General features: G+C 31.6%; 21 protein-coding genes. 10 read left to right on the top strand and 11 right to left on the bottom strand.

Annotation, left to right across the window (positions count from 1 at the left end):
* The first annotated feature begins 5 nt into the window (after window positions 1-5).
* The 5 genes from HMPREF9709_RS07715 to HMPREF9709_RS07695 all read left to right on the top strand — a co-directional run bounded on the left by HMPREF9709_RS07715 (window position 6) and on the right by HMPREF9709_RS07695 (window position 10,071).
* A complete protein-coding gene (locus tag HMPREF9709_RS07715) occupies window positions 6-860 on the top strand; it encodes a carbohydrate ABC transporter permease (protein WP_005399048.1) in 855 nt (284 codons plus the stop codon).
* On the top strand, window positions 860-3,043 hold the full coding sequence (gene gnpA / locus HMPREF9709_RS07710; protein WP_005399047.1) for a 1,3-beta-galactosyl-N-acetylhexosamine phosphorylase: 2,184 nt from the start codon (window positions 860-862) through the stop codon (window positions 3,041-3,043). The genes HMPREF9709_RS07715 and gnpA overlap by 1 nt, the downstream gene beginning before the upstream one ends.
* Before the next feature lie 3 nt (window positions 3,044-3,046).
* On the top strand, window positions 3,047-3,226 hold the full coding sequence (locus HMPREF9709_RS07705; RefSeq protein WP_005399046.1) for a DUF6903 family protein: 180 nt from the start codon (window positions 3,047-3,049) through the stop codon (window positions 3,224-3,226).
* A gap of 21 nt (window positions 3,227-3,247) precedes the next feature.
* Window positions 3,248-4,345 (top strand): ABC transporter ATP-binding protein, encoded by a 1,098-nt coding sequence (locus HMPREF9709_RS07700; RefSeq protein ID WP_005399045.1) that lies wholly within the window; start codon window positions 3,248-3,250, stop codon window positions 4,343-4,345.
* A gap of 101 nt (window positions 4,346-4,446) precedes the next feature.
* Window positions 4,447-10,071 carry an endo-alpha-N-acetylgalactosaminidase family protein gene (locus HMPREF9709_RS07695; protein WP_005399044.1) on the top strand — a complete coding sequence of 1,875 codons (5,625 nt, stop codon included), beginning with the start codon at window positions 4,447-4,449 and terminating at the stop codon, window positions 10,069-10,071.
* Between the two features lie 207 nt (window positions 10,072-10,278).
* Here HMPREF9709_RS07695 and HMPREF9709_RS07690 read toward each other — a convergent pair whose 3' ends face one another.
* Window positions 10,279-10,929: an SIMPL domain-containing protein gene (locus tag HMPREF9709_RS07690; RefSeq protein WP_005399043.1), complete on the bottom strand. Its 651-nt coding sequence runs from the start codon at window positions 10,927-10,929 to the stop codon at window positions 10,279-10,281.
* Between the two features lie 243 nt (window positions 10,930-11,172).
* Here HMPREF9709_RS07690 and HMPREF9709_RS07685 point away from each other — a divergent pair, with 243 nt between their 5' ends.
* Complete coding sequence (locus tag HMPREF9709_RS07685) at window positions 11,173-12,099, top strand: AEC family transporter (RefSeq protein WP_005399042.1); 927 nt, start codon at window positions 11,173-11,175, stop codon at window positions 12,097-12,099.
* A gap of 656 nt (window positions 12,100-12,755) precedes the next feature.
* Here the strand turns inward: HMPREF9709_RS07685 and HMPREF9709_RS10330 are convergent.
* Entirely contained in the window at window positions 12,756-12,890 is a 135-nt protein-coding gene (locus HMPREF9709_RS10330) for a hypothetical protein (protein ID WP_280985308.1), read from the bottom strand.
* A gap of 110 nt (window positions 12,891-13,000) precedes the next feature.
* Between HMPREF9709_RS10330 and HMPREF9709_RS07680 the strand changes: the two genes are divergently transcribed.
* On the top strand, window positions 13,001-14,908 hold the full coding sequence (locus HMPREF9709_RS07680; protein ID WP_005399039.1) for a leucine-rich repeat protein: 1,908 nt from the start codon (window positions 13,001-13,003) through the stop codon (window positions 14,906-14,908).
* A 367-nt stretch (window positions 14,909-15,275) separates the two neighbouring features.
* On the opposite strand, the gene HMPREF9709_RS07675 is transcribed toward HMPREF9709_RS07680, so the two are convergent.
* Together HMPREF9709_RS07675 and HMPREF9709_RS07670 are read right to left on the bottom strand one after the other, a co-directional pair.
* Window positions 15,276-15,845 (bottom strand): chromate transporter, encoded by a 570-nt coding sequence (locus HMPREF9709_RS07675; RefSeq protein WP_005399038.1) that lies wholly within the window; start codon window positions 15,843-15,845, stop codon window positions 15,276-15,278.
* Complete coding sequence (locus HMPREF9709_RS07670) at window positions 15,845-16,435, bottom strand: chromate transporter (protein ID WP_005399037.1); 591 nt, start codon at window positions 16,433-16,435, stop codon at window positions 15,845-15,847. Before HMPREF9709_RS07670 ends, HMPREF9709_RS07675 begins: the two co-directional genes overlap by 1 nt.
* Window positions 16,436-16,603: 168 nt before the next feature.
* Between HMPREF9709_RS07670 and HMPREF9709_RS07665 the strand changes: the two genes are divergently transcribed.
* Window positions 16,604-17,152, top strand: coding sequence for a hypothetical protein (locus tag HMPREF9709_RS07665; RefSeq protein WP_005399036.1), 549 nt, complete (start codon window positions 16,604-16,606; stop codon window positions 17,150-17,152).
* A 121-nt stretch (window positions 17,153-17,273) separates the two neighbouring features.
* On the opposite strand, the gene HMPREF9709_RS07660 is transcribed toward HMPREF9709_RS07665, so the two are convergent.
* From HMPREF9709_RS07660 to HMPREF9709_RS07640, 5 genes are read right to left on the bottom strand one after another with little or no spacing between them, the layout of a single operon-like run.
* Complete coding sequence (locus tag HMPREF9709_RS07660) at window positions 17,274-17,912, bottom strand: HAD family hydrolase (RefSeq protein ID WP_005399035.1); 639 nt, start codon at window positions 17,910-17,912, stop codon at window positions 17,274-17,276.
* Between the two features lie 10 nt (window positions 17,913-17,922).
* A complete protein-coding gene (locus HMPREF9709_RS07655; RefSeq protein ID WP_005399034.1) occupies window positions 17,923-18,888 on the bottom strand; it encodes an SIS domain-containing protein in 966 nt (321 codons plus the stop codon).
* Window positions 18,889-18,907: 19 nt separating this feature from the next.
* Entirely contained in the window at window positions 18,908-19,723 is an 816-nt protein-coding gene (locus HMPREF9709_RS07650; protein WP_005399033.1) for a PTS system mannose/fructose/sorbose family transporter subunit IID, read from the bottom strand.
* 11 nt (window positions 19,724-19,734) lie between these two features.
* Entirely contained in the window at window positions 19,735-20,547 is an 813-nt protein-coding gene (locus HMPREF9709_RS07645; RefSeq protein WP_005399032.1) for a PTS mannose/fructose/sorbose/N-acetylgalactosamine transporter subunit IIC, read from the bottom strand.
* A 10-nt stretch (window positions 20,548-20,557) separates the two neighbouring features.
* Complete coding sequence (locus tag HMPREF9709_RS07640; protein ID WP_005399031.1) at window positions 20,558-21,031, bottom strand: PTS sugar transporter subunit IIB; 474 nt, start codon at window positions 21,029-21,031, stop codon at window positions 20,558-20,560.
* Window positions 21,032-21,204: 173 nt separating this feature from the next.
* On the opposite strand from HMPREF9709_RS07640, the gene HMPREF9709_RS07635 reads away from it, so the two are divergent.
* Window positions 21,205-21,597, top strand: a complete 393-nt coding sequence (locus tag HMPREF9709_RS07635) for a PTS sugar transporter subunit IIA (protein WP_005399030.1) — start codon at window positions 21,205-21,207, stop codon at window positions 21,595-21,597.
* Window positions 21,598-21,613: 16 nt separating this feature from the next.
* Window positions 21,614-22,351 carry a GntR family transcriptional regulator gene (locus HMPREF9709_RS07630; protein ID WP_005399029.1) on the top strand — a complete coding sequence of 246 codons (738 nt, stop codon included), beginning with the start codon at window positions 21,614-21,616 and terminating at the stop codon, window positions 22,349-22,351.
* Between the two features lie 117 nt (window positions 22,352-22,468).
* Here the strand turns inward: HMPREF9709_RS07630 and HMPREF9709_RS07625 are convergent, their stop codons facing one another.
* Window positions 22,469-23,476 (bottom strand): alpha/beta hydrolase, encoded by a 1,008-nt coding sequence (locus HMPREF9709_RS07625; RefSeq protein ID WP_005399028.1) that lies wholly within the window; start codon window positions 23,474-23,476, stop codon window positions 22,469-22,471.
* Between the two features lie 50 nt (window positions 23,477-23,526).
* A complete protein-coding gene (locus tag HMPREF9709_RS07620) occupies window positions 23,527-24,525 on the bottom strand; it encodes a LacI family DNA-binding transcriptional regulator (RefSeq protein WP_005399027.1) in 999 nt (332 codons plus the stop codon).
* Between the last annotated feature and the right edge of the window lie 13 nt (window positions 24,526-24,538).

Raw genomic sequence — 24,538 nt, 5'->3', positions numbered from 1 at the left:
GGGAAATGAAAAAAGATATTAAATTATTTAAGATTTTCGTATATGTAGTTTTAGTCATATTTGCCCTTTCTATAATTGTTCCAGTAGCTTGGGTATTTATGTCAGCATTAAAGGAAAATAAAGAATTTTACGGTAATCCGTGGGCATTCCCATTAGGATTTTATTGGGAAAACTTTAAGGACGCATGGACTTCCGCAAATATGGGAGACTATTTACTAAACTCAGTAATAGTCACATTTTCCGGATTGGCTATACTTTTAATAGTCTCAGTGCCATGTGCCTATATACTTTCAAGATTAGAATTTAAAGGTAAAAAATTCTTAAAAACATTTATGAAAGCTGGTGTTTTCATTAACTTATCATATATTGTAATCCCAATATTTTTACTACTATTAGATTTAAATAAAGCATTTAAGATAACATTTTTTATCAATAATAGATTAATCTTAGCGATGATTTATGCCGCAACATCCATTCCTTTTACAGTTTATCTATTATCCAATTTCTTCAGTACGATTTCTAAATCATATGAAGAAGCAGCGAGAATAGATGGTGCTGGGTATTTTAGGACAATGGTGGATGTAATTTTACCTATGGCAAAACCTGCCGTTATAACAGTAATATTATTCAACTTCCTATCTTTCTGGAATGAATATATACTAGCTCTTACTCTGATGCCAGATCAATCTAAAAGAACTTTGCCAGTTGGTTTGATTAATTTGCAACAAGCAGCAAGAGGAGCAGCTAATTACGGTAGATTATATGCAGGTATGGTATTAGTAATGTTACCAACTTTAATATTATATATTTTAGTACAAAAGCAATTAACTGAAGGAATGATGGTAGGAGGAGATAAATAATGAGTGAAAAAAAATATAAAAAAGCCAAGACAACAGGTAGAATCACTTTGCCAAGTGAGGAAAACTTTTACGATGAAACTATCGAACTAATCGAAAGATTGGGTGTAGATGTTTTAAGAGATTCTGATGGTACAAAATTGCCAGATGAATTAAAGAAATTAGATGAAATAAGTGTTTATACAAAATATTTAACAGCGAGAGGTCACAATGATTTCGCTAAAGAGCATCCAACAGAAGTGACAAGATTCTATTTAATGAGTGAGTTTGTGACAGCAACATCTGAGGAAACTCAAATTAAATTTATGGAAGAATATTTTGATCAACAAATTAAACCTGACTACGATCATGATGTTAAGGAATGGTGGGAAGTAATCGATAGAACCACTGGTGAAGTTGTTGATATCAATGATTGGGAAATTGACAAAGAAAATAATATTGCAAATATAAAAACTATCCCATTCCATGAATATACAGTTTCATTTTTAGCATATTGCTATTGGGATCCAGTTCACATGTACAACTACATTACAAATGATTGGGATCCAAGCATTCCACATGCTATACCATTGGATCCAAGATACGATGCGACAGCGGAATTCTTAGAAAAATATTTAGATGAATTTTTAGAAAAAAATCCTTTAACAGATGTTATTAGATTTACAACATTCTTCTATCAATTCTCATTGATATTTAACAAGCATGGGCTTGAAAAACATGTTGAATGGTTTGGTTATACTAATACAGTTTCACCAAAGGCATTTAAAGAATTTGAAAAAGAATATGGATATAAATTAAGACCTGAAGATATCATTGATGAAGGATATTATAATTCAATATTTAGAGTGCCAAGTAAAGCGTTTAGAGACTATATTGAATTCCAAAATAAATTTGTTACTGAAAAGGCAAAACGTTTAGTTGATATAGTTCATAAACATGGTAAAAAAGCAATAATGTTCTTAGGTGATCACTATACAGGTGTTGAACCTTGGGGTAAAAACTTTGCAAATATTGGATTAGACGGTGTTGTAGGTTCTGTAGGTGATGGTGTTACATTGAGATTAATTTCTGATATAGATACACCAATGACAGAAGGAAGATTTTTACCATATTTCTTTCCTGATACATTCTATGAAGGAAATGATCCAACAATTGAAGGTAAAGATAACTGGGTGAAAGCAAGACGTGCTTTAATCAGAAAACCACTTGATAGAATCGGCTATGGTGGATATATGGCATTAGCATATAAATTTACTAAATTTATCGACTATATCCAAAAAGTTGCTGATGAATTTAGAGATTTACACGATATTGTGACTAAAGATAAACCAGTTGCAAAAGCGACAGTCGCTATATTAAACCATTGGGGTGCGCAAAGAAAATGGACTCCATGGATAGTTGCTCATGGTAAATGGTACAAATTATCATATTCATATATGGGTATTACTGAAGCTTTATCTGGAATGGATATGGATGTTAGATTCATCAATTTTGAAGATGTTAGAAATGGTATCGATCCAGATATAGATGTAATAATCAATGCTGGTGATGCATATACAGCCTTCTCCGGTGGAGCGATTTTTGAAGATGAAGAGATAGTTACTAAATTAAGAGAATTTGTCTACAATGGTGGTGGATTTATCGGAGTTGGTGAACCATCAGCGCATCACTATGGAAATGGTAGATATTTCCAATTAGCTGATGTAATGGGTGTAGATAAAGAAATAGGATTTTCACAATCAACAAATAAATACTTTGTAGATGAAGTTGAATCACATTTCATTACTGAAGATTTAACTAAAGATGTTGATTTTGGTGAAAGTCAAAAAAATGTATATTCAATTTCTGAAAATACAGAAATATTAGAATATTCAAATCATGAAGTTCATATGGCGGCAAATGATTATGGTAAAGGAAGATCATTCTATATTGCGGGATTGCCATATTCTCAGGAAAATACAAGATTATTAAAGAGAGCTATTCATTATGTAGCTCATAAAGAAGATGAATTAAAGAAATATTATGCTGAAGATGTAAGAGTCGAAGTAGCAGCATTTAAGAATCTAAAGAAATATTGTGTAATAAATAACTCATTAGATGATGTGACAACTACAGTATATGACGGTAAAGGAAATCCAAAAGAAGTTACGATTGAAAGTGCTGATTTAATTTGGTTCGAGGAGTAAATTATGGATTATTATAAAAAGATAAAAGCTAGAAATATAATCCTAACAATTATTTTTTTAGTAGGAATAGTAATGCAGTTTATAGGACATAGAATTGAATCAACTACGGGATTGTTTATTCAACTTGCTTCTTTAGCTGTATTAATTTTAGTTTTATTCTTATATAACAGAAGATATAAATGATAAAGATTGAGGGGAAATAATATGGCAGGATTAAGTTTTAAAAGCTTATATAAAATTTATGATGGTGGAGTGACTGCGGTAAAAGACTTCAACTTAGAAATAAAAGATAGAGATTTTGTTGTCTTTGTTGGGCCATCTGGTTGCGGTAAATCTACAACATTAAGAATGGTTGCTGGTCTTGAAGAAATATCAAAAGGTGAACTATATATAGATGATCAATTGGTAAATGAGGTAGAACCAAAAGATAGAGATATAGCGATGGTATTCCAAAACTACGCACTTTATCCACAAATGACTGTAAGAGAAAATATGAGTTATGCTCTTAGATTAGCGAAAAGACCAATGGATGAGATAGACGAGAAAGTAAATGAAGCTGCAAGAATTTTAGGGCTTCAAGATTTGCTTGATAGAAAGCCTGCGGCATTGTCTGGTGGTCAAAGACAGAGAGTTGCTTTAGGTAGAGCTATCGTAAGAAATCCGAAAGTATTCTTAATGGATGAACCATTATCAAACTTGGATGCTAAATTAAGAGTTCAAATGCGTGCGGAAATCACAAGATTACATGATAGATTAGATACGACATTTATTTATGTAACACACGATCAAACCGAAGCTATGACTATGGGAAATAAGATAGTAATTATGAATGCGGGTGAAATACAACAAGTTGATACACCCCACAATGTTTACTTCTATCCATCAAATTTATTTGTTGCGGGCTTTATTGGTTCACCACAGATGAATTTTATAGAAGTAAAAATCTCTAAAGAAGATTCCCAATACTATATCAATGGAGAAGGGTTAAAACTGCCCCTTGGTGTAGATAAAGGAAGAGAATTAGAGGAAAAAGGATATTTGGATAAACCTATAATTATGGGAATAAGACCAGAACATATCTATGATGGCATTAGACCTACAAATATTAAATTTAAGGGAAGAGTCAATTTTGTAGAAATGCTTGGGTCTGAAAAATTCATTTATCTTAACGTTAAAGACAAAGAAATAATTACTAAACTTAACACAGACGAAGAAATTGAAAGAGGTCAAGAAATCGAACTTTATATGGACGACAAAAAGCTTCACTTCTTTGACAAAGAAACAGAAAAAAATATCTTTTAATTAAACTAGGTTCAATAATAACTTTTGTGTGGTTTAGTCCGCAGTTATTGTTGAGCCTTTTATTTTATACGGTAATCAAAATATTTTAATTAGGGGGAAGTATGAAAAGTAGAAAATTTGAAAAAAAATTTTCAAGGATAATGTCATTAATTTTGGTATTTTTAATGATGTTTAATTCAGTTAATTTCGCGAGTTCTTTAGATACTCAGAAAAATACTGAAGTTGTTGAAGATAGCTCTATTTCAGAAGAAAAAGATGAGGAAAAATCTCCCGCAAAAGATGAGGAAGATGCTTCAACTAAAGAGCAAGCTGAACAACAAGAGGAAGAAGTAGTTGACAAAAAAACCGAAGATACAACTGAAATAAAGGATGACACTTTAGAAAAATCTAAAGAAGAAGTCAATCTAAAGGCAGCTAGTACTACGGATGACCTATTAGAATGGGTTCCAGTAGAATTAGCAGGAGTTCCTAAAGGTACAGTAGAAGTTGTAGAAGAAAAAGGAGTTAGATACAATCTATTATCATCAGTTGATGGACAAGATAATGGTTCAAAACTAGCTCTATTCACAAAACCAGAAGGATGGAAGACATCAGATGATGGTAGTGCAACAGTTAAATTGACATTTGTAGAAAAATCTGCAGATGATCAAGGAAGATTTGGAGTTTTCCTACACTACGGAGATCCTAATAATAATATCTTTGTCGGATATGATAAAGAGGGATGGTTCTGGCAAGTAAAATCTTCAAAAGTTTCTGCAGGTACTGGTTGGTATCAAGGTAAAAGAGTATCAGCACCAGAATTGGATTCAAAAAATGAATTAACAATAAGCTTGAAATCTGATGGACAATTAAATGCATATCTAGATGGTAACAGCTTATTTGACACCAAAGTAATAGATGGTGCTTTATTTGATGCATTAAAAGATAACAAAACAATAGTATTAAAGGCAACTTCATGGGGAACACATAGAACAAAATCTATGATTGAAACATTAAACCAAGAAGATGTTAAAGTTGATGATCAATTGCCAGAAGAAGGCGATCCATTAGTGGAAGATCAAAACATCGATACTATTGCTTCAAAAGATATGACTGTTGAAATCGATAAAGATTTCCCAAGAGTGTTAAGATATGTAGTTGATAAAGACTATATAACTGGTCAAGTAAATCCAGTAAAAACACTTAAGATAAACGATATTGAAGTTACACCAGAAGTAACATATAAGAAAGTTTCTGATGATAAAGCTCAATATAAACTTGTAGTCAAAGACGAAAAGAATTTAATTGATGCTGTATTAACATTAGAAATGAAGGTAGAAGGTACAAAACTTCACTATGATATTGTAGATATCGTAAATAATAATAAACCAGTTGCTGGTGAAAATATTGATAATGTAGATAAATTAGTAAGAGCAATAGAATTTCCAAATAATAATCTGATTTCAGTATCATCCGCACAAGAAAATCCTAGATTTGATGCGGCATATCTATCAACAGATACTGAAGTTAAAGGTGATGTTTATTTAGAAGTTAAGAAACAAATGAATGATTTGGCTAGAACCAACTATATGTATGGTTTTGTATCCAATGATAAATTATCAGCAGGTATATGGTCAAATTCACAATTTAGTAATTCATTAAGAGACTATTCAAGATTAACAGCTTCAAAACAAGTAATTGAAGGAGAAACATATCTTGGACTAACATCTTCACCATATATTTATCAAAGAGCATATTCCGGTAAAGGAATGAATAAAGTATATGATGAAAGAACTTGGATATTACCTAAAACAAGTGTAATTATCACAAGAGATAGAAACAATGACGATATCGTTGACTGGAACGACAGTGCGATAGCATATAGAGAAATTATGAACAATCCTAAAGGACATGAATATGTTAAGGATTTAGTAGCTTATCGTATAGCTATGAACTTTGGTTCACAAGCTCAAAACCCATATCTAATGACATTAGATGGTATTAAGAAAATATCACTAAACACAGATGGATTAGGTCAATCAATACTTCTTAAAGGTTATGGTAGTGAAGGGCACGACTCAGGACATCTAAATTACGCAGATATTGGTAAGAGAATCGGTGGAGCTAAAGACTTTAAGACATTAATTGCAAAATCTAAACCATTTGGTGCAAGACTTGGTATTCACGTAAATGCATCAGAAACATATCCAGAATCAATTTACTTCGAAGAAGATAGATTAAGACAAGTAAATGGAAAATATGCATTCGGTTGGAACTGGTTAGACCAAGGTATAAACATTGATGCTTCTTATGATTTAGCTCATGGAAGATTCGATAGATTTAAGGATTTAAAAAATACAATAGGTGAAGGATTAGACTTCATTTATATTGACGTTTGGGGAAATGGACAATCAGGCGACAATGGTGCTTGGATGACAAATATCATTGCGAATGAAGTGAAAGACCTAGGTTGGAGACCTACTTTTGAATGGGGTTATGCTGGGGAATACGACTCAACATTTCAACACTGGGCAGCAGACTTAACTTATGGTGGTAAAGCACTTAAAGGTATCAACTCAGATATTACAAGATTTATCAGAAACCATCAAAAAGATTCATGGATTGGACAATATCCATCATATGGTGGTGAAGCAATCGCTCCAATACTATTTGGTTACGATATGAAAGATTTTGAAGGTTGGCAAGGTAGAAGTGATTACAAAGGTTATGTAACAAATCTATTCAAAACAAACTTACCTACAAAATTTGTTCAACATTATAAAGTAAACAAAATGGTTTTAGGCGATGCGATAAATTCAAGATTTAGACCAACAGATGAAGCAAGATTAGTTAATGACGAAGGCAACGAACTTGTAATTACAAGGAAAGATAATACATTCAATTCAGCAGGATATTCACATAGAATAATGCATCTTGATGGAAGAAAAGTTTACGATGGAGATAAATACTTAATTCCATGGAATAACGATGCGAATGGAAATAAATTATCAGCTGATAAAGAAAAAATGTATCACTACAATCAACAAGGTGGAAGCTCAACTTGGGACTTACCATCAGATTGGAAGGGTACAGTATATGTATATGAATTAACAGATTTAGGTAAAGCTAATGAACAAGTTTTAGACGCTTCAAGCGGTAAATTAACTATAGAAGCAAAAGCTCAAACTCCATATGTTGTATATAAAGCAAAACAATCAACAGAAGATAATATCAACATGAATTGGAGTGAGGGAATGCATATCTTTGACCAAGGATTCAATAGTGGATCATTGGAAAAATGGGATGTTGTAAATGCTGAAGTTGCAAAAGGCATTAAATTACCTAATTCAGAATTAAGTAAAGGTGTTAACCTAGTTTATTCACAAGGTTATAACCCAATGCTTGCAATTGCTGATAATGACAAGGAAGTAAAACTTTCACAAAAACTTACAGATCTAAAACCAAATACAAACTATGCGGTTTACGTAGGTGTTGAAAATAGAAGTGATGCTAAGGCTAAATTGACAATTAATAACAATGGTAAAGATATTTCAAACTATACAGAAAAATCTATAGCCTACAATTATGTTCAAGCTTATGCACATAATACAGACTATAGAGCGGGTAGAAACAATGCGACAGCTGATAACTACTCAATGTTCCAAAATATGTATGTATTCTTTACTACAGGCGATAAAGTAGATAATATCACACTTACTCTTTCTAAAGAAGCAGGTAAGGGTGTAGCTTACTTTGATGATATTAGAGTGTTTGAAAATGAATCAACAATGTTTGATGGAAAACACGAAACACAAGACGCCAAACTATTTAGACAAGACTTTGAAGAAACACCTCAAGGTATATTCCCATTTGTTATAGGTGGAGTTGAAGGCGTGATAGATAACCGTACTCACTTATCTGAAAGAAACCAAGCTGATGACAAATACACAAGCAGAGGCTGGAATGGCAAGATGACTGATGATGTATTGCAAGGCAATTGGTCAGTAAAAACAAATGGTTTAACAGGTAGAAGTAAAATGGTTTATCAAACTATTCCACAAAACTTCAGATTTGAACCAGGTAAATCATATGAAGTTACATTCAAATATGAAGCTGGATCAAACGGCACATATGCTGCAGTTGTTGGCCATGATGCATTCAATGGTTCAGTAAAAGACTTAGAAATGATTCCATTTAACAATACTTGGGAAAAAAACGGAAAACACGGTCAAGCAAAACTATTAATTGAAGGTTCAGAAACAGGACAAACTTGGTTTGGTATTTACTCTACTGGAGTTGCTGCAGATACAAAAGGTACAAGCGATTCAGCAGCTGATTTTGGTGGATATAAAGACTTTATGCTAGATGAACTTGAAATTAAAGAAGTAAAACTTACTGCGAAAATGGTTCTTGATAATTACATTTCAACATTAAGAGAAATAAAAAATCAAGATAAATATGAAAGAGAAACATTAAACGCATATAAAGATAAAGTTATAAAATTATTAAACGCTGATCCAACAAATATGACAGTAAAAGAAGCTAAAGACTTAGTTGCGGAAGTTGTTGAAGCACAATCACAATTGAAACTTGTGAAAGAAAGCATAACAAATGACGAAATTAAGACTTTAGAAGCTGCTCAAGAAGTAGTAAACGAATATACTCCAATTGAAAATGCCTTCGATGGCAACAATGGAACATTCTGGCATACTCCTTGGAATGGTACAGGTGCAAAAGATCCAATTAAAGTTGAATTGAAGAAACCAATCTTAATTGACAAATTCACATACGTTCCAAGACAAGGTGGCGGTGTAAATGGTATATTCAAGGCTGGTAAAATTGAAATAACAGACGATCAAGATAAAGTCCATGAATTTACTTTTGATGGTTGGGCTGTAGATACAAAAGAAAAAGTTGTTGAATTTAATAAACAAATCAATGCAAAATCAATAGTAATCACACCAATTTCTGCACATAATAACTTTGCATCTGCTGGAGAATTTAAGTTTAACTTAGCAGAAAAACAAGAGCCAGAAAAAGCTGTAGATTATAAATTGGTAAAAGAAGCACTTGATAAGATCGTAAATAGCGGTGTTAAAGACAATGATTTAGTAAATTCAATTAAAGATATCTTTGATGAAGTTGAAAAACTAAATCTATTAAATCAAGCTAAGGCGGAAGAAATAATTAAACTTGCTGATTCTATAAAAGAACCAGAAGAACCACCAGTAAGACATGGTTGGAAACAAGTTGGTAATAAATGGACATATTATGACCACGGTAAACAAGCTAGGTCAGAATGGAAATGGATCAACAACGCTTGGAAATTCTTCAACTATAAAGGTGAATCAATGACTCAAACATACCATGAAAATGGCAGGATTTGGTTATCACTAGAAGGACCAAATAGAAGATATCAAAGAGGTTGGTGGACAAATCCAGAAAATGGATTCACATATTACTTCAGATTGTCATCAGGTACAATGGTTAAAGGAATGCAATGGATTGACGGAAACTGGAGATACTTCAGAAAATCCGGTACATTAGCAACTGGCTGGCAAAAACTTCCATTAGGTTGGATGTACTTCAGACCAGGAACAGGCACCAAAGCATTCGGATGGCAATGGATTGACGGCGTATGGAGATATCTAAGACCATCAACAGGTACAAGAGTTTCCGGAAGACAATGGATTGACGGAAGATGGTACAACTTCACTTGGGATGGTAAGTTGATAGGAAGAAGATAAATAGAAAAAGAGGCTTCGGCCTCTTTTTTTTGAATAAAAAACTGTGTTGTCTTTTCAAATCTTTATATATAGATTTTAAAATCTACAATAGAAGGATAAAAATAAAATTATAAAAGAGGAGCTATGCAACTACTAAAAAGTAATTTTGCAACAGCTCCTTTTTATTATATATCATAACTCACAATAGAATATTCTCTATCATTAGCTTTACTTAATCCTCCACACAAAAGTAGCGGAATCACTTATTTCAATATCGTCTGGATTGATATCAATAGACTTTTCCATTAAAGATTCTTGCATTATTTTCGGTCTATATTCTGTAGAAGAATATAGATTGATATCTTGCCAGCTATAGTCAATAGTAATTAATTCACCAAGAGTGACATTTGAATTTTGGCACAAAACTTCTGCAATCTGTTTGGCATTTTTTACGACATCTTCTAATAGTTTTTCCTTAATTTCTGAATGATCTTTTACAGTAAATTGAATAGAAATATTTGGATTATTAGCTGATTTTGTAATTTCAGACAGTACTCTATTTAAATCGTTAAGATTGAAATCAAAACCCAATTTCAAGCTATGATAAACTTCATAGCCATCGAAAATCTGTTGATATTCGTCATTTTCATCTCTTATACTTTTGTATCTACTCTCAATATTAAAATTGGTAGTCTTTAATTTATCTGCGCTGAATCCTGCATTTGAAATGGCACTATTCAACTTATCAATCTTTTCCAATGAGTTGTTATAAGCCTCTTCATAGTTCATATGTTTTGTTGCAAGATTGATTGAAATTTCAATATAGTTTGGTTTTACGCTCAAAGAGCCAGTTCCTCTAACAGTGATAGTTTTTTCCATGATTCCTCCAAATTTTATATTATTTTCGAAATTCTAATATATTAATACCCTTATTTTCCCAATATATGGGATTAAATCACTTCTACGATAAACGCATTGCTAAGTATCTAAACATGCCATTAATAATGTGTTTGTACTTTGTGTAAGCCCTACAATTTCCCTACCATTGGAAATAAATTACATTGTAAAAATGAAAATCTGTAATATGATATATTTGTAAAATATTAAAATTAGGAGGAAATTGTGGATGCCTTAAACACCTTGATGCCAGTATTTTTTATGCTAATCTTAGGTTATATTTCAAAAAGAAAGGGATGGATAAGTGAAGAACAAAAGAATGGTGCAAATGCATTAGTCTTCAACATATTATTCCCGATTATGATTTTCAATCTAATGGCAGGTGCAAAATTCGACGCATCAAAAATTGGAATCATTCTATACGTACTTATCGTCTTTATTGTCGAATTTGCCATAGGTAAAATTGTGACACCTAAACTAACGCCAAAATATTCTCACTTCGCATCATACCTAATAACTGTAGTTGAAGGTGGGAATGTTTCACTGCCGCTTTATCTATCCATCGTTGGAATCTCCAGCAATACCGTCATTTACGATATTGCCGGCGTAACAATGTGCTTCATCATATTTCCATTCATCGTATCAAAAGAAGCCTCAACCACAAGCGACAAAGGAGAAATGTTAAAGAAAATCTTCTCAAATACCTTTGTCATTGCCGTGCTATTAGGCTTATTACTTAACATCACAGGAATATATGAAAAACTGCTATTAAGTAGCTTTGGAAAAATGATCAGTTCAACATTATCACAAGCTATGCAACCAATCATTCCAACAATATTATTTATCCTAGGATATAACCTAACCATAGATAAAACATCACTTCAACCAATACTTAAATTAATTGGCCTAAAAACAATACTAAGCACATTAGTAATTTTGGGATTCTTTATATTTTTCCCAACACAAATGTCAGACCCAACCTATATGATAGCACCAATCATATACTTTATGAGTCCGACAGGCTTTGGACTAATCCCAATCATAGAACCGCTGTATAAAAGTAAGGAAGATGAATCATTTACAAGTGGCTTTGTATCAATGTTTATGATTGTAACCCTAATTGTCTATACAGCTGTTGTGTTGTTTGTTTAGTGAGAATGGATAACTGTGGGAGTAAGGATTATTGATGACATATAGTTTGTATGGAGCTGTGAGAATTCATAGTTGGTTATAGATGTGATAAATAGTCGGTGATAGAAGTGATAAATAGTTGTGATAAATTAAAAATATATTGTTGATTATGGGAATATGTTGTTGCCAGATACCCCAGGGGGGTATAAATAAGACCATAAAACTTTAAAAATATGGTCCCAAAATACCCCAGTGGGGTATACTACAGACCATAAGTTTAAAAAATATGGTCCTGATATACCCGGGGTGGGTATAAAAGGGACCATATATTTTTTGTATACAAAGATTATACACTAAGATATATCACTTAAAATGGCCCTAAAAATACGGTAGGGGGGTATTAACAGACCATACAAGCGGAAATATTCTTTGTGGACATGGTCCAAAAATACCCCTAGGGGGTATTTTACAGACCATAAAAAATAGGACATGGTCTTAAATATACCCGGGTGGGGTATATAGGGACCATAGAATAGTTGATAAAATGTAATATTTATAGTAATATATGTAAAAAATTCCAAAACACATTCATCTCCAGCACCATCATTGTCCCAAATCCCATTCATCTCCAATACCCTCACTTACACACTCAAATCTTCAATTTTCCCAGTTGTTACTTATCTAATATCACCCATTCTCACGACACCCTCATTGTCCTGAATTCGCTTATCTCCCAACACCCTCATTGTTCCAACACCATCATTATTCCCAACTTCACCCATTCCTTCAACTCTTAATTCCCTCAATCTCAAAAAAAATTCATATTATGTTGAATTATAAATAAAAATATTGTACAATTCATATTAGGTTAACCAAAATATATAATTAGGTAAACCTAATTAAAAAAAAAGAGAGGTATAATATGAGGAAGAAATTTATAATTAAGGTTTGTGCGGCTGCTGTTGCATTTTCAATGATGTATCAGTCTTCATATGCTAGTGCGATTGATGGGGCTGGGGCGAAGAAGCAAGATGTGATAATGTCGCAAAAGGAAGAAATAAAAGTTGGAAAAGTAATAGTTGTGGACAACTTGAAATATAAGATTTTGAGTGTTGAAAAAGGGAAAGGAAAAGTTCAGCTGGGTGATGGAAATAACTACATCTCCTATGAAGGTGCAGAGCTTAAGATTCCTGAAAAAGTGAAATTTGGTGGAATGGAATTTGAGGTTGTTGAAATAGGAAGTGAAGCGTTCAGTAATGTGAATGATGAATTTTCTGGAAAAATTTTTGGTCCGAAAATAAAAACAGTTATCGTTCCTAATACTGTTGAGAAAATACAAGATAGGGCATTTCAGTATTCTGAATATGTTACTGAAGTAAAATTTGAAAAAAATTCTAAATTAAAATTTATCGGTCATAACGCTTTTTATTTTTCAAAATTGAAGAAAATTACTTTGCCAAATTCTGTCGAATTTATTGGAAACAGGGCGTTTAGTTTTGCCGAAGAGTTAAGTGAATTTAATATTGAGAAAGGTTCTAAACTTGAAACTATCGGACACGAAGCTTTTTCTGTAGATAAAAAGTTGAAGAAGATATTCATTCCTAAGAATGTTGATTTGATTGGGGATAGGGCGTTTTCAGTTACACCAAGTTTGACAGAAATTAAAGTTGATAAAGATAATAAGAAATATGAGGATATTGAAGGTGTTTTATATGATAAGGCAAAAAGTAATTTAATAAAATATCCATCAAATGCTGACGCAACTATGATAAGAATACCGGACAGTGTTAAGAAGCTTTCGCAATATAGTTTTGATAATGCGGTAAATCTAAAGAAAGTAGAATTTGGTAAAGCTGTACAAGAAATTGGTGATTTTGCCTTTAGAGATGCTCAATATATTGAGCAAATCAAGTTAAATGAGGGACTTAAAAAGATTGGAAGATTAGCTTTCTATAATACAATAGCAATTAAGGAAATTGATATTCCGGATTCTGTCGCTACTTATGGTAAGAATGCATTCCATGGTTTAGAAAGTCTTGAACGCATCACTTTTGGTAAGGGATCTAAAGAATTTGGACAATTTGTGATTTCTGGTGAAACTTCATCACTTAAAAGTATTACTTTTAAATCTGATGAAATCAAATTATCAGTTAAGACTTTTGATATCGATGAGAATGTAAAAAGAAAGATAAAATATCATGTATATAGTGATGACGCTAAGAATGAATTGATTGAAGCGGGGGCAACACCTAAGAATATCGTTGTGTTAAAAGCGGAAAAACCAAATAAAGATGAAGGTCTGAATAAACCAGAAATAAAAAATGGTTGGGAAAAAATAGGAAACAAATGGACATATTTTGATAAGGGTAAACAGGCTAAGTCTGAATGGAAATGGATAAATAAAACTTGGAAGTTTTTTAATTCTAAAGGCGAGTCTATGACTCAAACATTCCATGAGAATGGCATGACTTGGTTGTCTCTAGAAGGTCCAAATGCAAGATATAAAAAAGGATGGTGGACAAATCCAGAAAATGGATATAAGTATTTCTTTAGATTATCTTCAGGAACAATGGTCAAGGGTAGACAGTTTATTGATGGCTCATGGAGATTTTTCAGAAATTCTGGAACAATGGCGACAGGCTGGCAAAAACTTCCTTTGGGTTGGATGTATTTTAGAAAAGGTAGCGGTACTCAAGCATTCGGTTGGCAGTTTATCGATGGATCTTGGAGATATTTAAGAAAAACTGGTACAAGAGTAGTGGGCAGACAATTTATTGATAGAAAATGGTACAACTTCACCTCAGAAGGGAAGTTACTCGGACGCAGATAATAATTTTATTAAAATGTATTATAACTTAGAGGTGTAAACTAAATAGTAAAAAAATACGAGGACATTTGCGATTATCACAAATGTCCTCGTATAAATTTAGGAGTATGTACGATGATAATCTAGATTTTATCATTTATCCTCGTCCATCAGTCGATTTTCCTACGATGATAAATCCGTATTTCACAAATATCCTCGTCCATCAGCGAATATTCCTACGATGATAATTCAATATTTCACAAATATCCTCGTCCATCAGCCGCTTTTTCTACGATGATAAATCCGTATTTCATAAATATCCTCGTACACCACCCAATTCCTTAAGACGATATCTCCATATCTTAAACTTTTCCTTATCTCATATCCATTCCTACAAAATCTTATCAAATACGACAGTAAGCAGTATTCCTAAAACGGCGCCGATGGAGATTAGTTTTATCATTCCAACTTTCTTTATGTATAGGAAGAATCCTACAAAGAAGGTTATAAGTGCGACGTATGAGATGTTTTCAAGTGCGAATGTTAATCCGTTGAAGACGGAACCATTTATCATGTCGATGGTTGCGATAAAGATTAGTCCGGCAACGGCTGGTCTCAACGCTTTGATGATTTTTTGCATAAATGAGATTTCTTTATCTGAGAAATATAATTTTGCTAAGATTAGCATTATTACAAGTTGTGGTAATATGATTGCGGTGGTTGCTACAATTGAGCCGATTAGGCCTGCAACTTTGGTACCTACAAAGGTCGCTCCATTTAGTGCGATTGGTCCCGGAGTCATTTGTGAAATTGTAACAACATCAGTCATTTCTCTAACAGACAGCCAACCATGATGATTGACCACTAGCTCTTGAATAAATGGCAGGATTGCATATCCACCCCCAAATGCAAGAGCACCAATTTGAAGGAAGGTTAGAAATAAAGCGATTAATATTGACATTATAATTTCTCCTCTTTAGATTTTTCTTCTTCATCTTTAATTATTGAATAAGTGAATAGCCCAAAAATTGCTACTACTAAAATTATTAAGCCTGTATTGATATTAAATACAAAACTTGCCACAAATGCACTAACCATGATAAATAGGCTAATTAGCGTATTGCTCTTTAATGCTTGTTTTGCCATATCGTATGAAGTGATTAAAAGTACTCCGGCAATCACACCACCCATTCCGGAAAGAGCTGCTTTTACATAATAGTTTTCTGAAAATTCCTTATAGAAATATGAGATAACGGTGATAATAACTAAAGAAGGAATGGCAGAAGAAATGGCAGCCATGACTGCTCCTAAGACCCCGTGCAATCTATATCCAGTAAGAATGGCGCAGTTTATAGCCATTGGTCCTGGTCCAGATGTAGAAATGGAAACTATGTCAATCATTTCTTTTTCATCAATTAATCCTCTTTTTACTGAAAATTCATCTTTCATAACTGGTACGATAGTATATCCACCCCCAAATGTAAATGATGCGATTTTCAAAAATATCATAAACATTTCAGCTATACTAATATTTTTTTTATTTTGATTCATTTTAACTCCTTGTAAAATAATTCGTTTAAAATCTAGTCTAATAATATTATAGACCATTTAGCAATAAAATTAGATAGAAAAATATTATTTCGAAATATAATATATATTATTTTGATAATTATATACTTATTTTAACTTTAAGTATATAATATTATTGAGGAGAGTGATATGCTTAAACCGATTAGACTTTTATTTATTAATGTTTCAAAAAAGAATTCAATAGCGATATTAAATAAACTTATAGAGAAAAATTTCTATATAAATATTGTAAATACCGCCAATAATTTAGAAGAAGCGGAAAGTTTTCAATATGAATATGGCTACAATCTAGTGTTTATAGACGTTAGTCATATTGAAGAAGATGTTTTTAAATATATCAATAATTTTAACGATACGGAAATTATCTGGTATCTATTAGTCGATCAGCCATCCTATAGCTTTATGAGGGAGGCTCTACAAACAGGTGTTGATGATGTAATTCTAAATAATATGATAAAAAATGAAAGCTTTGATTATTTAGAAAAAATATTTCCAGATAATAAACTGGATGAAGCCTTAGATGTGAATGCTAAATTAAGTATGATGTTATCTAATATTAGAGATCATCAAGAAGTAGACAATTACAATATTAAAAATATTTTAAGGGAGAATGGTCTTTATAAAGATGGCAGAAAGTACTATATTTCAATAGTCAGGATTGATAATATTGTCTATTAGTATAGACTTTTGAATGTTTCACTATAATAAAAATTTAATAGATAAATTAAAACGTTGAAAAAAGGTGATGAGGAGAATAGGTTTAACTATTCTGCAACATCACCTTTAATATCTTATATATCTATTTAAGAATATATTCCAATATATCATGTATATCTTCAACTATATAATCAGCCTGTGACTGATTTATATTATATCCACTTGGTTTGATTGCGATGACATTTAATCCTGCTTTTTTAGCTGATTCAATTCCGTGAACAGAATCTTCAATAACAACTATTTCGTTTTTGTCTAATTGAATTCTCTTTGCAGACAATTCATAGATTTCAGGATCAGGTTTGTTTTTACTGCAATCTTCTCCGCTAATATAAAAGTCGATATATTTTTTGATTTTTGTCTCATTTAACATGTTTTCTATGTTATGGGCTGCGGATGCAGAAGCTATACCGATTTTAATATTATTTACGTAGAGTTTTTTAAATAAAATGTTAAGGTTATGTCTTGAATATTTTACATAATCAATTTCATTTTTTGGAACATAGTCTTTTTCATAAATTTCTTTTATTTGTTCTCTTTTTGATTTATTATTAGGAACTAGTAATTTCCAAATATTGTCGCTTGATTGACCTATAAAGTCGTTGATATCTTGGGTTCCAGGCTTGACTCTAATTTCTTTAAAGAAGTCTAATCTTCTTATTAAATAGAATTGTTCCGAGTCTATTAGAACCCCATCCATATCAAAAATTACCCCTTTATACATAGGCGACTCTTTAATATTCTAATTTCCACATATATCTTCTTTTTGAAAGTGGGTGTTCTCTAATAAATGAAAGTTCTTCAGCGTATATTCTCATAACTACAGTAAGTACAAGAGGGTTGAAGTAATCTACAACTTCACTTCCAAATTCTGTAGATAATCCAAAATCTTTACCATCAATTACAGCTACTTGAGCATCAAATCTTAGTAAGAATGTAAGTAGTCTTTCGTCTAATTTTCTTGTTTTACCTTCATTCATAAATAGTATGAATGGTACATCTTTGTCTGTTATTTCAAGTGCACCGTGGAAGAATTCTCCAGAATGAATGCTTGCTGAGTTTATCCATTGCATTTCAAGTAATAGGCAAAGTGATGTAGCATATGCAACTTCCGCTGTTGGACCACTTCCTAGTACATAAATTGGGTCAGATTTTTCAAATGTTTTTGCAAATTGTTTTGCATCAGATCTAACAGATTTTGCGATTTTTTCTACAAATTCTGGTAGTTTTTCAAATCCTTCAATATATTTATCGTAATTTTCAACCCCATCAGTTTGTTGTGCTATTTCAATTGCGATAAGTAATGCGTAAGACATCTTTTCTAATTTCGCAGCATAGCTTTCTTTAAATCCGTGTACAATTACATATTTAGGATTTTCTGCAATAGGAGATTCATCATCATTAGTTAATGAAATTACATTCGCGCCTAACTCTAATGCCTTATTTGTAGCTTCTACAGTTTCAGGAGTTGTACCACCTAATGAAGCTGTCACTACGATTGAATGTTCATTTACATCTTTTGGTGTATCAAAATTAAATTCATTAGCAGTTAAATGTGCACTTTTAAGTGTGGAATTATGTTTTAAGAAATAATAACCTGGATATAGGTCTGCTTTTGAAGCACCACATCCTACAAAAAATACACTTTTTATATCATTTTTCAATATTTCACTTACAATTTTTTTTACATCTATTTTCATAACTTACTCCTATAATTTTTTATGCTAATATTCCAAAATAACTTAGTAGTATTCCACTAATTATAATTATGGCTAATATTAGTAATGTATTTACTTTCTTTTTTGTTAACCAAAACATTAATAATGTAGATAAAAGTGGTAAAATACCTGGCATTATTGTGTCTAAAGTATCTTGTAAAACAAAATTCTCACCAAATGTTAATGGGGTAGTTAAACCAATTAAGTTTACAATCATACCACCAATTACGAATAATCCGGCAACGCTTGTTACATAGAATACTTGATCCATTAGTCCACCTTTTAGTAATTTATCAATGGACTTTGCACCTTCTTTATAACCTATTTTTCCACCATAATAAGTTACTAAAAATGATGGAATAAATGATATTATCATTGCTAGAATAGGCCCTAATATATTTCCTTGTTTTGCGAAGGAAATACCTAGACCGAAAGCGATAATTCTAACTGTTCCTTGGAAGAATGAATCACCAATCCCAGATAAAGGCCCCATTAAACTTGTTTTAATATTCGCGATAGATTCTGGTTGAACTTCATCTGGATTTTCTGCATAAGCTTCTTCCATAGCTGCAGTTATCCCCATAACAAGTGAGGTTGTTTGAGGTGTACAGTTAAATAACTGCATATGTCTATGATATGCTTCCTTCTTCATTTCGATGGTTTCAGGAGCATTATCTTTATATATTTCATCTAATATAGGCGCCATTCCATATAAATAACCCATATTCATTTGTCTTTCATAGTTCCAAGTATTTTGAATTGCCCAGGAACTCCAAAAGAAGTGTCTATATTTCCAACTATTATTATCTTTTCCCATGTGTTCCTCCTTTAATATCCATCAGGTTCGTCCAAAATATCGTAATCATCTGAATCTAATTCATCCTGGTTATCTTTGTTACTTACGCTTGATAGTTTATCGAATTTAACATCTCTTAAAATTAATGCGCCGACAATTCCGATAAGTGAAATAGCGGTCAAATCTAATTTAAGATAAGCTGCTAATAAAAATCCTGCTAACATATACATAACATTCTTTTTAGTCATCATCATTGAAAGTAGTAATGCGAATCCATATGCTGGCATTATTTTTGAAGCTAAATTCAAACCGTTTGTTAACCATTCAGGGACGGTGGAAATGAAATTCTTAACTACATCGGTACCTAAATATATTGCTAAAAATATTGGTACGAAATATGAAAGGGAATATAAAACTGTTCCCCAGATAATATGAGTATTTGCAGCCTTTTTAAATTCGCCTTCATCTATTAAATTATCAACTCTATGGTTTAGCCCTACTATTATTGTTCTTAATAGTATTCCCATGAATTGTCCTAATACTGCAATAGGTATTGCTATTGTTAGAGCTTCTTCAGGAGTAGCTTTTGTCAATATTGCAAATGCAGATGCAACTATTGATCCTAAAACCATATCTGGTGGTGATGCTGCACCAACATTGACAAGACCTAATGAAACTAATTCTAGCTGTGCGCCTACTACTAAACCTGTATGTAAATCTCCTAAGACCAAACCAACTAATGTGGAACCTATTAATGGTCTTTCGAAGTTTAATCTTCCAAGTAATCTTGAGTCAAGCATACAAAATATGCCGACTAGACCAACTAATATAGCATTGAGTAGCATTTTATCCTCCTTATATTATTTTGTTTAAGTCAATACTACTATTTGATGGAGTTTGTTGAGAATATAATTTATATCCTAGATTTATTAATTCTTTGGAATTTTCTATATCTTTTTCTGTCAAAAATAATGCTTTATCAAATTCTTTCGAATCATTTACTTTAGGAATAGCCCCATAATTAACTTCGTGGATATTACTATTAAATTCTCTTAAGAATTCCAAACAAGATTGTGTGTTCCCAAAGATTATTGCCGTATTATCTTTTAATTGACTAATTTTTATTTTTCTAGCTAATGCATCTTTAACTGTAAAAATATTAAGCTTTGTTCCAGATGGTTTTGCTAGTTTTAAAATAGATTTTTCGGTTTTGCTTGAACCAGCTTTATCATCGATGATTATTATCCTATCAATACTATACCTATTTAACCAACTCACAACTATCTGACCATGTAATAGCCTATAATCAATTCTTATGAATTTAATCATTTTTCCTCCTTTCTCCTATAATAGGTATTATTGGTATTAATACCTTATATCATATTCATATAGTATAACACTAGAAATCGATTGTCAAGACTAAAATATAAATTATTGTATTATATGGTAAGTATGTTATAATACCAATATATTATAAAAAATTCAAAGAAAGAAGGTATAAGATGAACACAGGAATAATTGTTTGCACTCATGGTAAAACTGGTATTGAATTGGTAAACTCAGCTAAGATGATTATCGGTGAACAAAATAATATTGCTGCTGTGGAATTTATTGAAAGTGATTCACCAGAAGATATTATGGATAAATACATAAATAAAATTAAAAATTTTTATAATTGTGATAATGTTTTATTTTTAGTTGATTTAAAAGGTGGTACACCATTTAATGTTGCTGTAAGATACAGTATTAGTAACGAAAATGCTCTAGTAGTAACTGGAGTTAATATTCCGATGCTTATCCAAGTTTTGATGACGAAAGAAGACTTAAGTTTAAAAGAATTATCATATGAAGCTAAGAAATATGGTATTATTGGTATTGAAGAGATAGAAATTTAGATAATTGAGGTGGAAAATGGAAAGGATAGATAATAATTCATCTACCCCTTTATATAAACAGATAGCAGATATATTAATTGAAGAATTGTGTAAAGCTAAAAATAACGAAGAAAGCAAAATTGTTGACAAAAATGATAGATTGCCTACAGAAAGAAAATTATCCGAAATTTTTAATGTAAGTAGAGTTACTATTAGACAATCAATGGAATTACTTCAAAAAGAGAATTATATAAATAGACAACAGGGGAAAGGTACTTTTCTAAATAGAGATAAAATTGTTAGACCAATTGCAGAGACAAAGAGTTTTAGTAATATGGTTTTAGAAAGTGGAAGAATGCCAGGGGCCAAATTAATTAGTGCAAGTATAGAGTTAGCAGATAAATTAGATCAAGTAAGTTTTAATATAACAGATCAAGATTATGTATTGATAATGAAAAGATTAAGATATGCAGATGGAGAGCCATGTGCATACGAAGTATCACATTTTAATAGTAATTTATTTGATTTAAAAAACTTCGATTTTAACAATAAATCAATTTATAAGTACTTAGAAGAAGAACGAGGAATAATAACAGAAACTTTAGAAAAAACTATTGAAATAATATATTCAGATGAAGAAATTTCTAAAGTATTTAATATAAGGCTTAACACACCTGTTATATTAGTTAAAGCCATTGTATGTAATCAGGACGGGGAAATTATTCATCTAGTATATGAATACCTACTATCTGATAAATTTATTTTTAAAATATAAAAAGTTCATCAGTATTCGTCAGGTTCTTTCCTAACCCATACTTATGAACCCAAAATAATTCAACACATTTTGACCACAACGCCAAAATGTGTTGAATATCCTCAATAAAATTATTCCTTAAATCTTTCCCTTCAAAAATTCTTCTATCGCTCCGAAATATTTATCCGGATCTACATATTGTGCTTCTGCGTGTCCTGCACCTTCAACAATAAACTTGTCCTTTTCTTTGATCTTTAAGGCATCATATAGTTTATTCACCATTGGATATGGTACGAAGTCATCGGCGGTTCCATGGATGAATAGTGTTGGAGTGGTTGATTTTTCAACATGTTCTGCGACGTTTCCTTCATCTGACATTAGGTTTATGCCAGCTTTTGGTATTGCGACTAAGCCTGCCATGTGAAGTATTGGGAATGGTGGCAAGTTGAATCTTTGTTTTAGTTCGGATGAAAAGATGTCCCAAACGCTAGAATATCCACAGTCCGCAATTATTGCTTTAACTTCTTTTGGTAAGTTTTCCTTTCCTGAAGCAAGCAAAACTGTAGCGGAACCCATTGAAGTGCCGTGAAGTACAAATTCGGCATTTGGGTATTCTTTCTTGATTGCTTCAATCCAAAGGATTAGGTCGTCGGATTCTTTGATTCCCATTGTGATATAGTTACCTTCGCTCGGTTTAGTTGCTCTCTGATTATATGTTAAAATGTTGAATCCTTGGGAATAGAATCGATAGGCTAATTTGTTAGATTCATTCTCACTTGATTGATAACCGTGCACGATTACCATCCATTTATCCGTTGGATTTTCTTGTAAATATTTATGTCCTACAAGTCTAAAACCATCCTGACTTGAGATTGAAATTTCCTTTGTGTTTTTTCTTTCCTTATGAATGAATTCTTCAGCAGATTTAGCTGAAATGTTTTTGTTTTTCTTAATAATTTTTTCAATCTTGCTATCTTTTTTAGATACTCCATCAGGAATTTCTTCAGTAACTTTCTTTCTATTTTTACCACCTTGATTTGGCACTAATGCAAAATTAACAAAGTAATTTCCAATGAAATAAGTGGCCAATAAGATGATGATTATGATAATTGTAATGATTTTAATAAGTTTATTTTTACGTTTCATATATTCTCCTTAAAATATATAGTTATTATATAATAACTATACAAATTATTCTAGATTTTTTTTACGACTGATTCACGTAAATGTACCTCTATTGGAATGGATATTGATTGACCTAAAACTATGTCTTTATCTAACATTTTAAGCAAGCTATCAACAGAAGCTTGAGAAATTAAGTCAAGATCTTGATAGATCGATGAAAGTTTAGGTGTAATAAATTTATTAAAATAATTGTCATCAAAACCAATAATTTTTATATCTTCTGGAATGTTAAAATGCGAATATTTAAGTTTATCGATAAATTTAAAGGCGATAAAATCATTAATGGTAAATAGTCCATCGATGTTATTTTTTTGTAAATGATTAATAATGTTATCATTTACTTCCTCTTTTTTATCTAAATAGACTATTGAAATATTTGGATTAAAATCTAATTCATAATCTTTTAGTGCTTTTAAAAATCCAGCGAATCTTAGGTTGGATGATGTAGATTCTCTATCTTTTACCATGGCGATAGCTGGATTTTTACATCCATGTTTTATAAGCTCACTCGTCGCCTTGTAGCCTCCATCAAAATGGTCAGAGGAAATAAATATCGTATTTTTTTTATTTAATGGTTCTCTGTCAATACAAATATAAGGTAGTTTGACATCTTCGAATTTAAATTGTTGATTACCAGAGACTATAATGATGCCGTCAACTCCTTTATTTTCTAATGTTTTTATATAGGATTTTTCCTTTTCAATACTTCTATCAGTGTTACAAATTATTGTAGAATATCCATTATTAAACAAAAGAATTTCAATTTTTTGAACCAGCTGATTAAAGAAATAGTTGCTTATATCTGGCACAATTATCCCTATTGAAAAAGACTTATTCATTCTTAAATTTTTCGCACTATAATTCATTTGATAACCAGTTTTTTCAATTGCATCCAAAACTTTTCCTCTAGTTTCTTCTGAAAATCTCCCATTATTATTAATAACTCTTGAAATTGTTGCGACAGAAAAACCTGTAATTTTAGCTAAATCTTTTATTGTAACGTTTTTCATTCGTCCTCCTATG

This window comes from Helcococcus kunzii ATCC 51366 (genome assembly GCF_000245755.1).
GTDB lineage: Bacteria > Bacillota > Clostridia > Tissierellales > Peptoniphilaceae > Helcococcus > Helcococcus kunzii.
The sequence above is the reverse complement of the archived record's forward strand: the minus strand, read 5'-3'. Positions and strand labels throughout refer to the sequence as shown.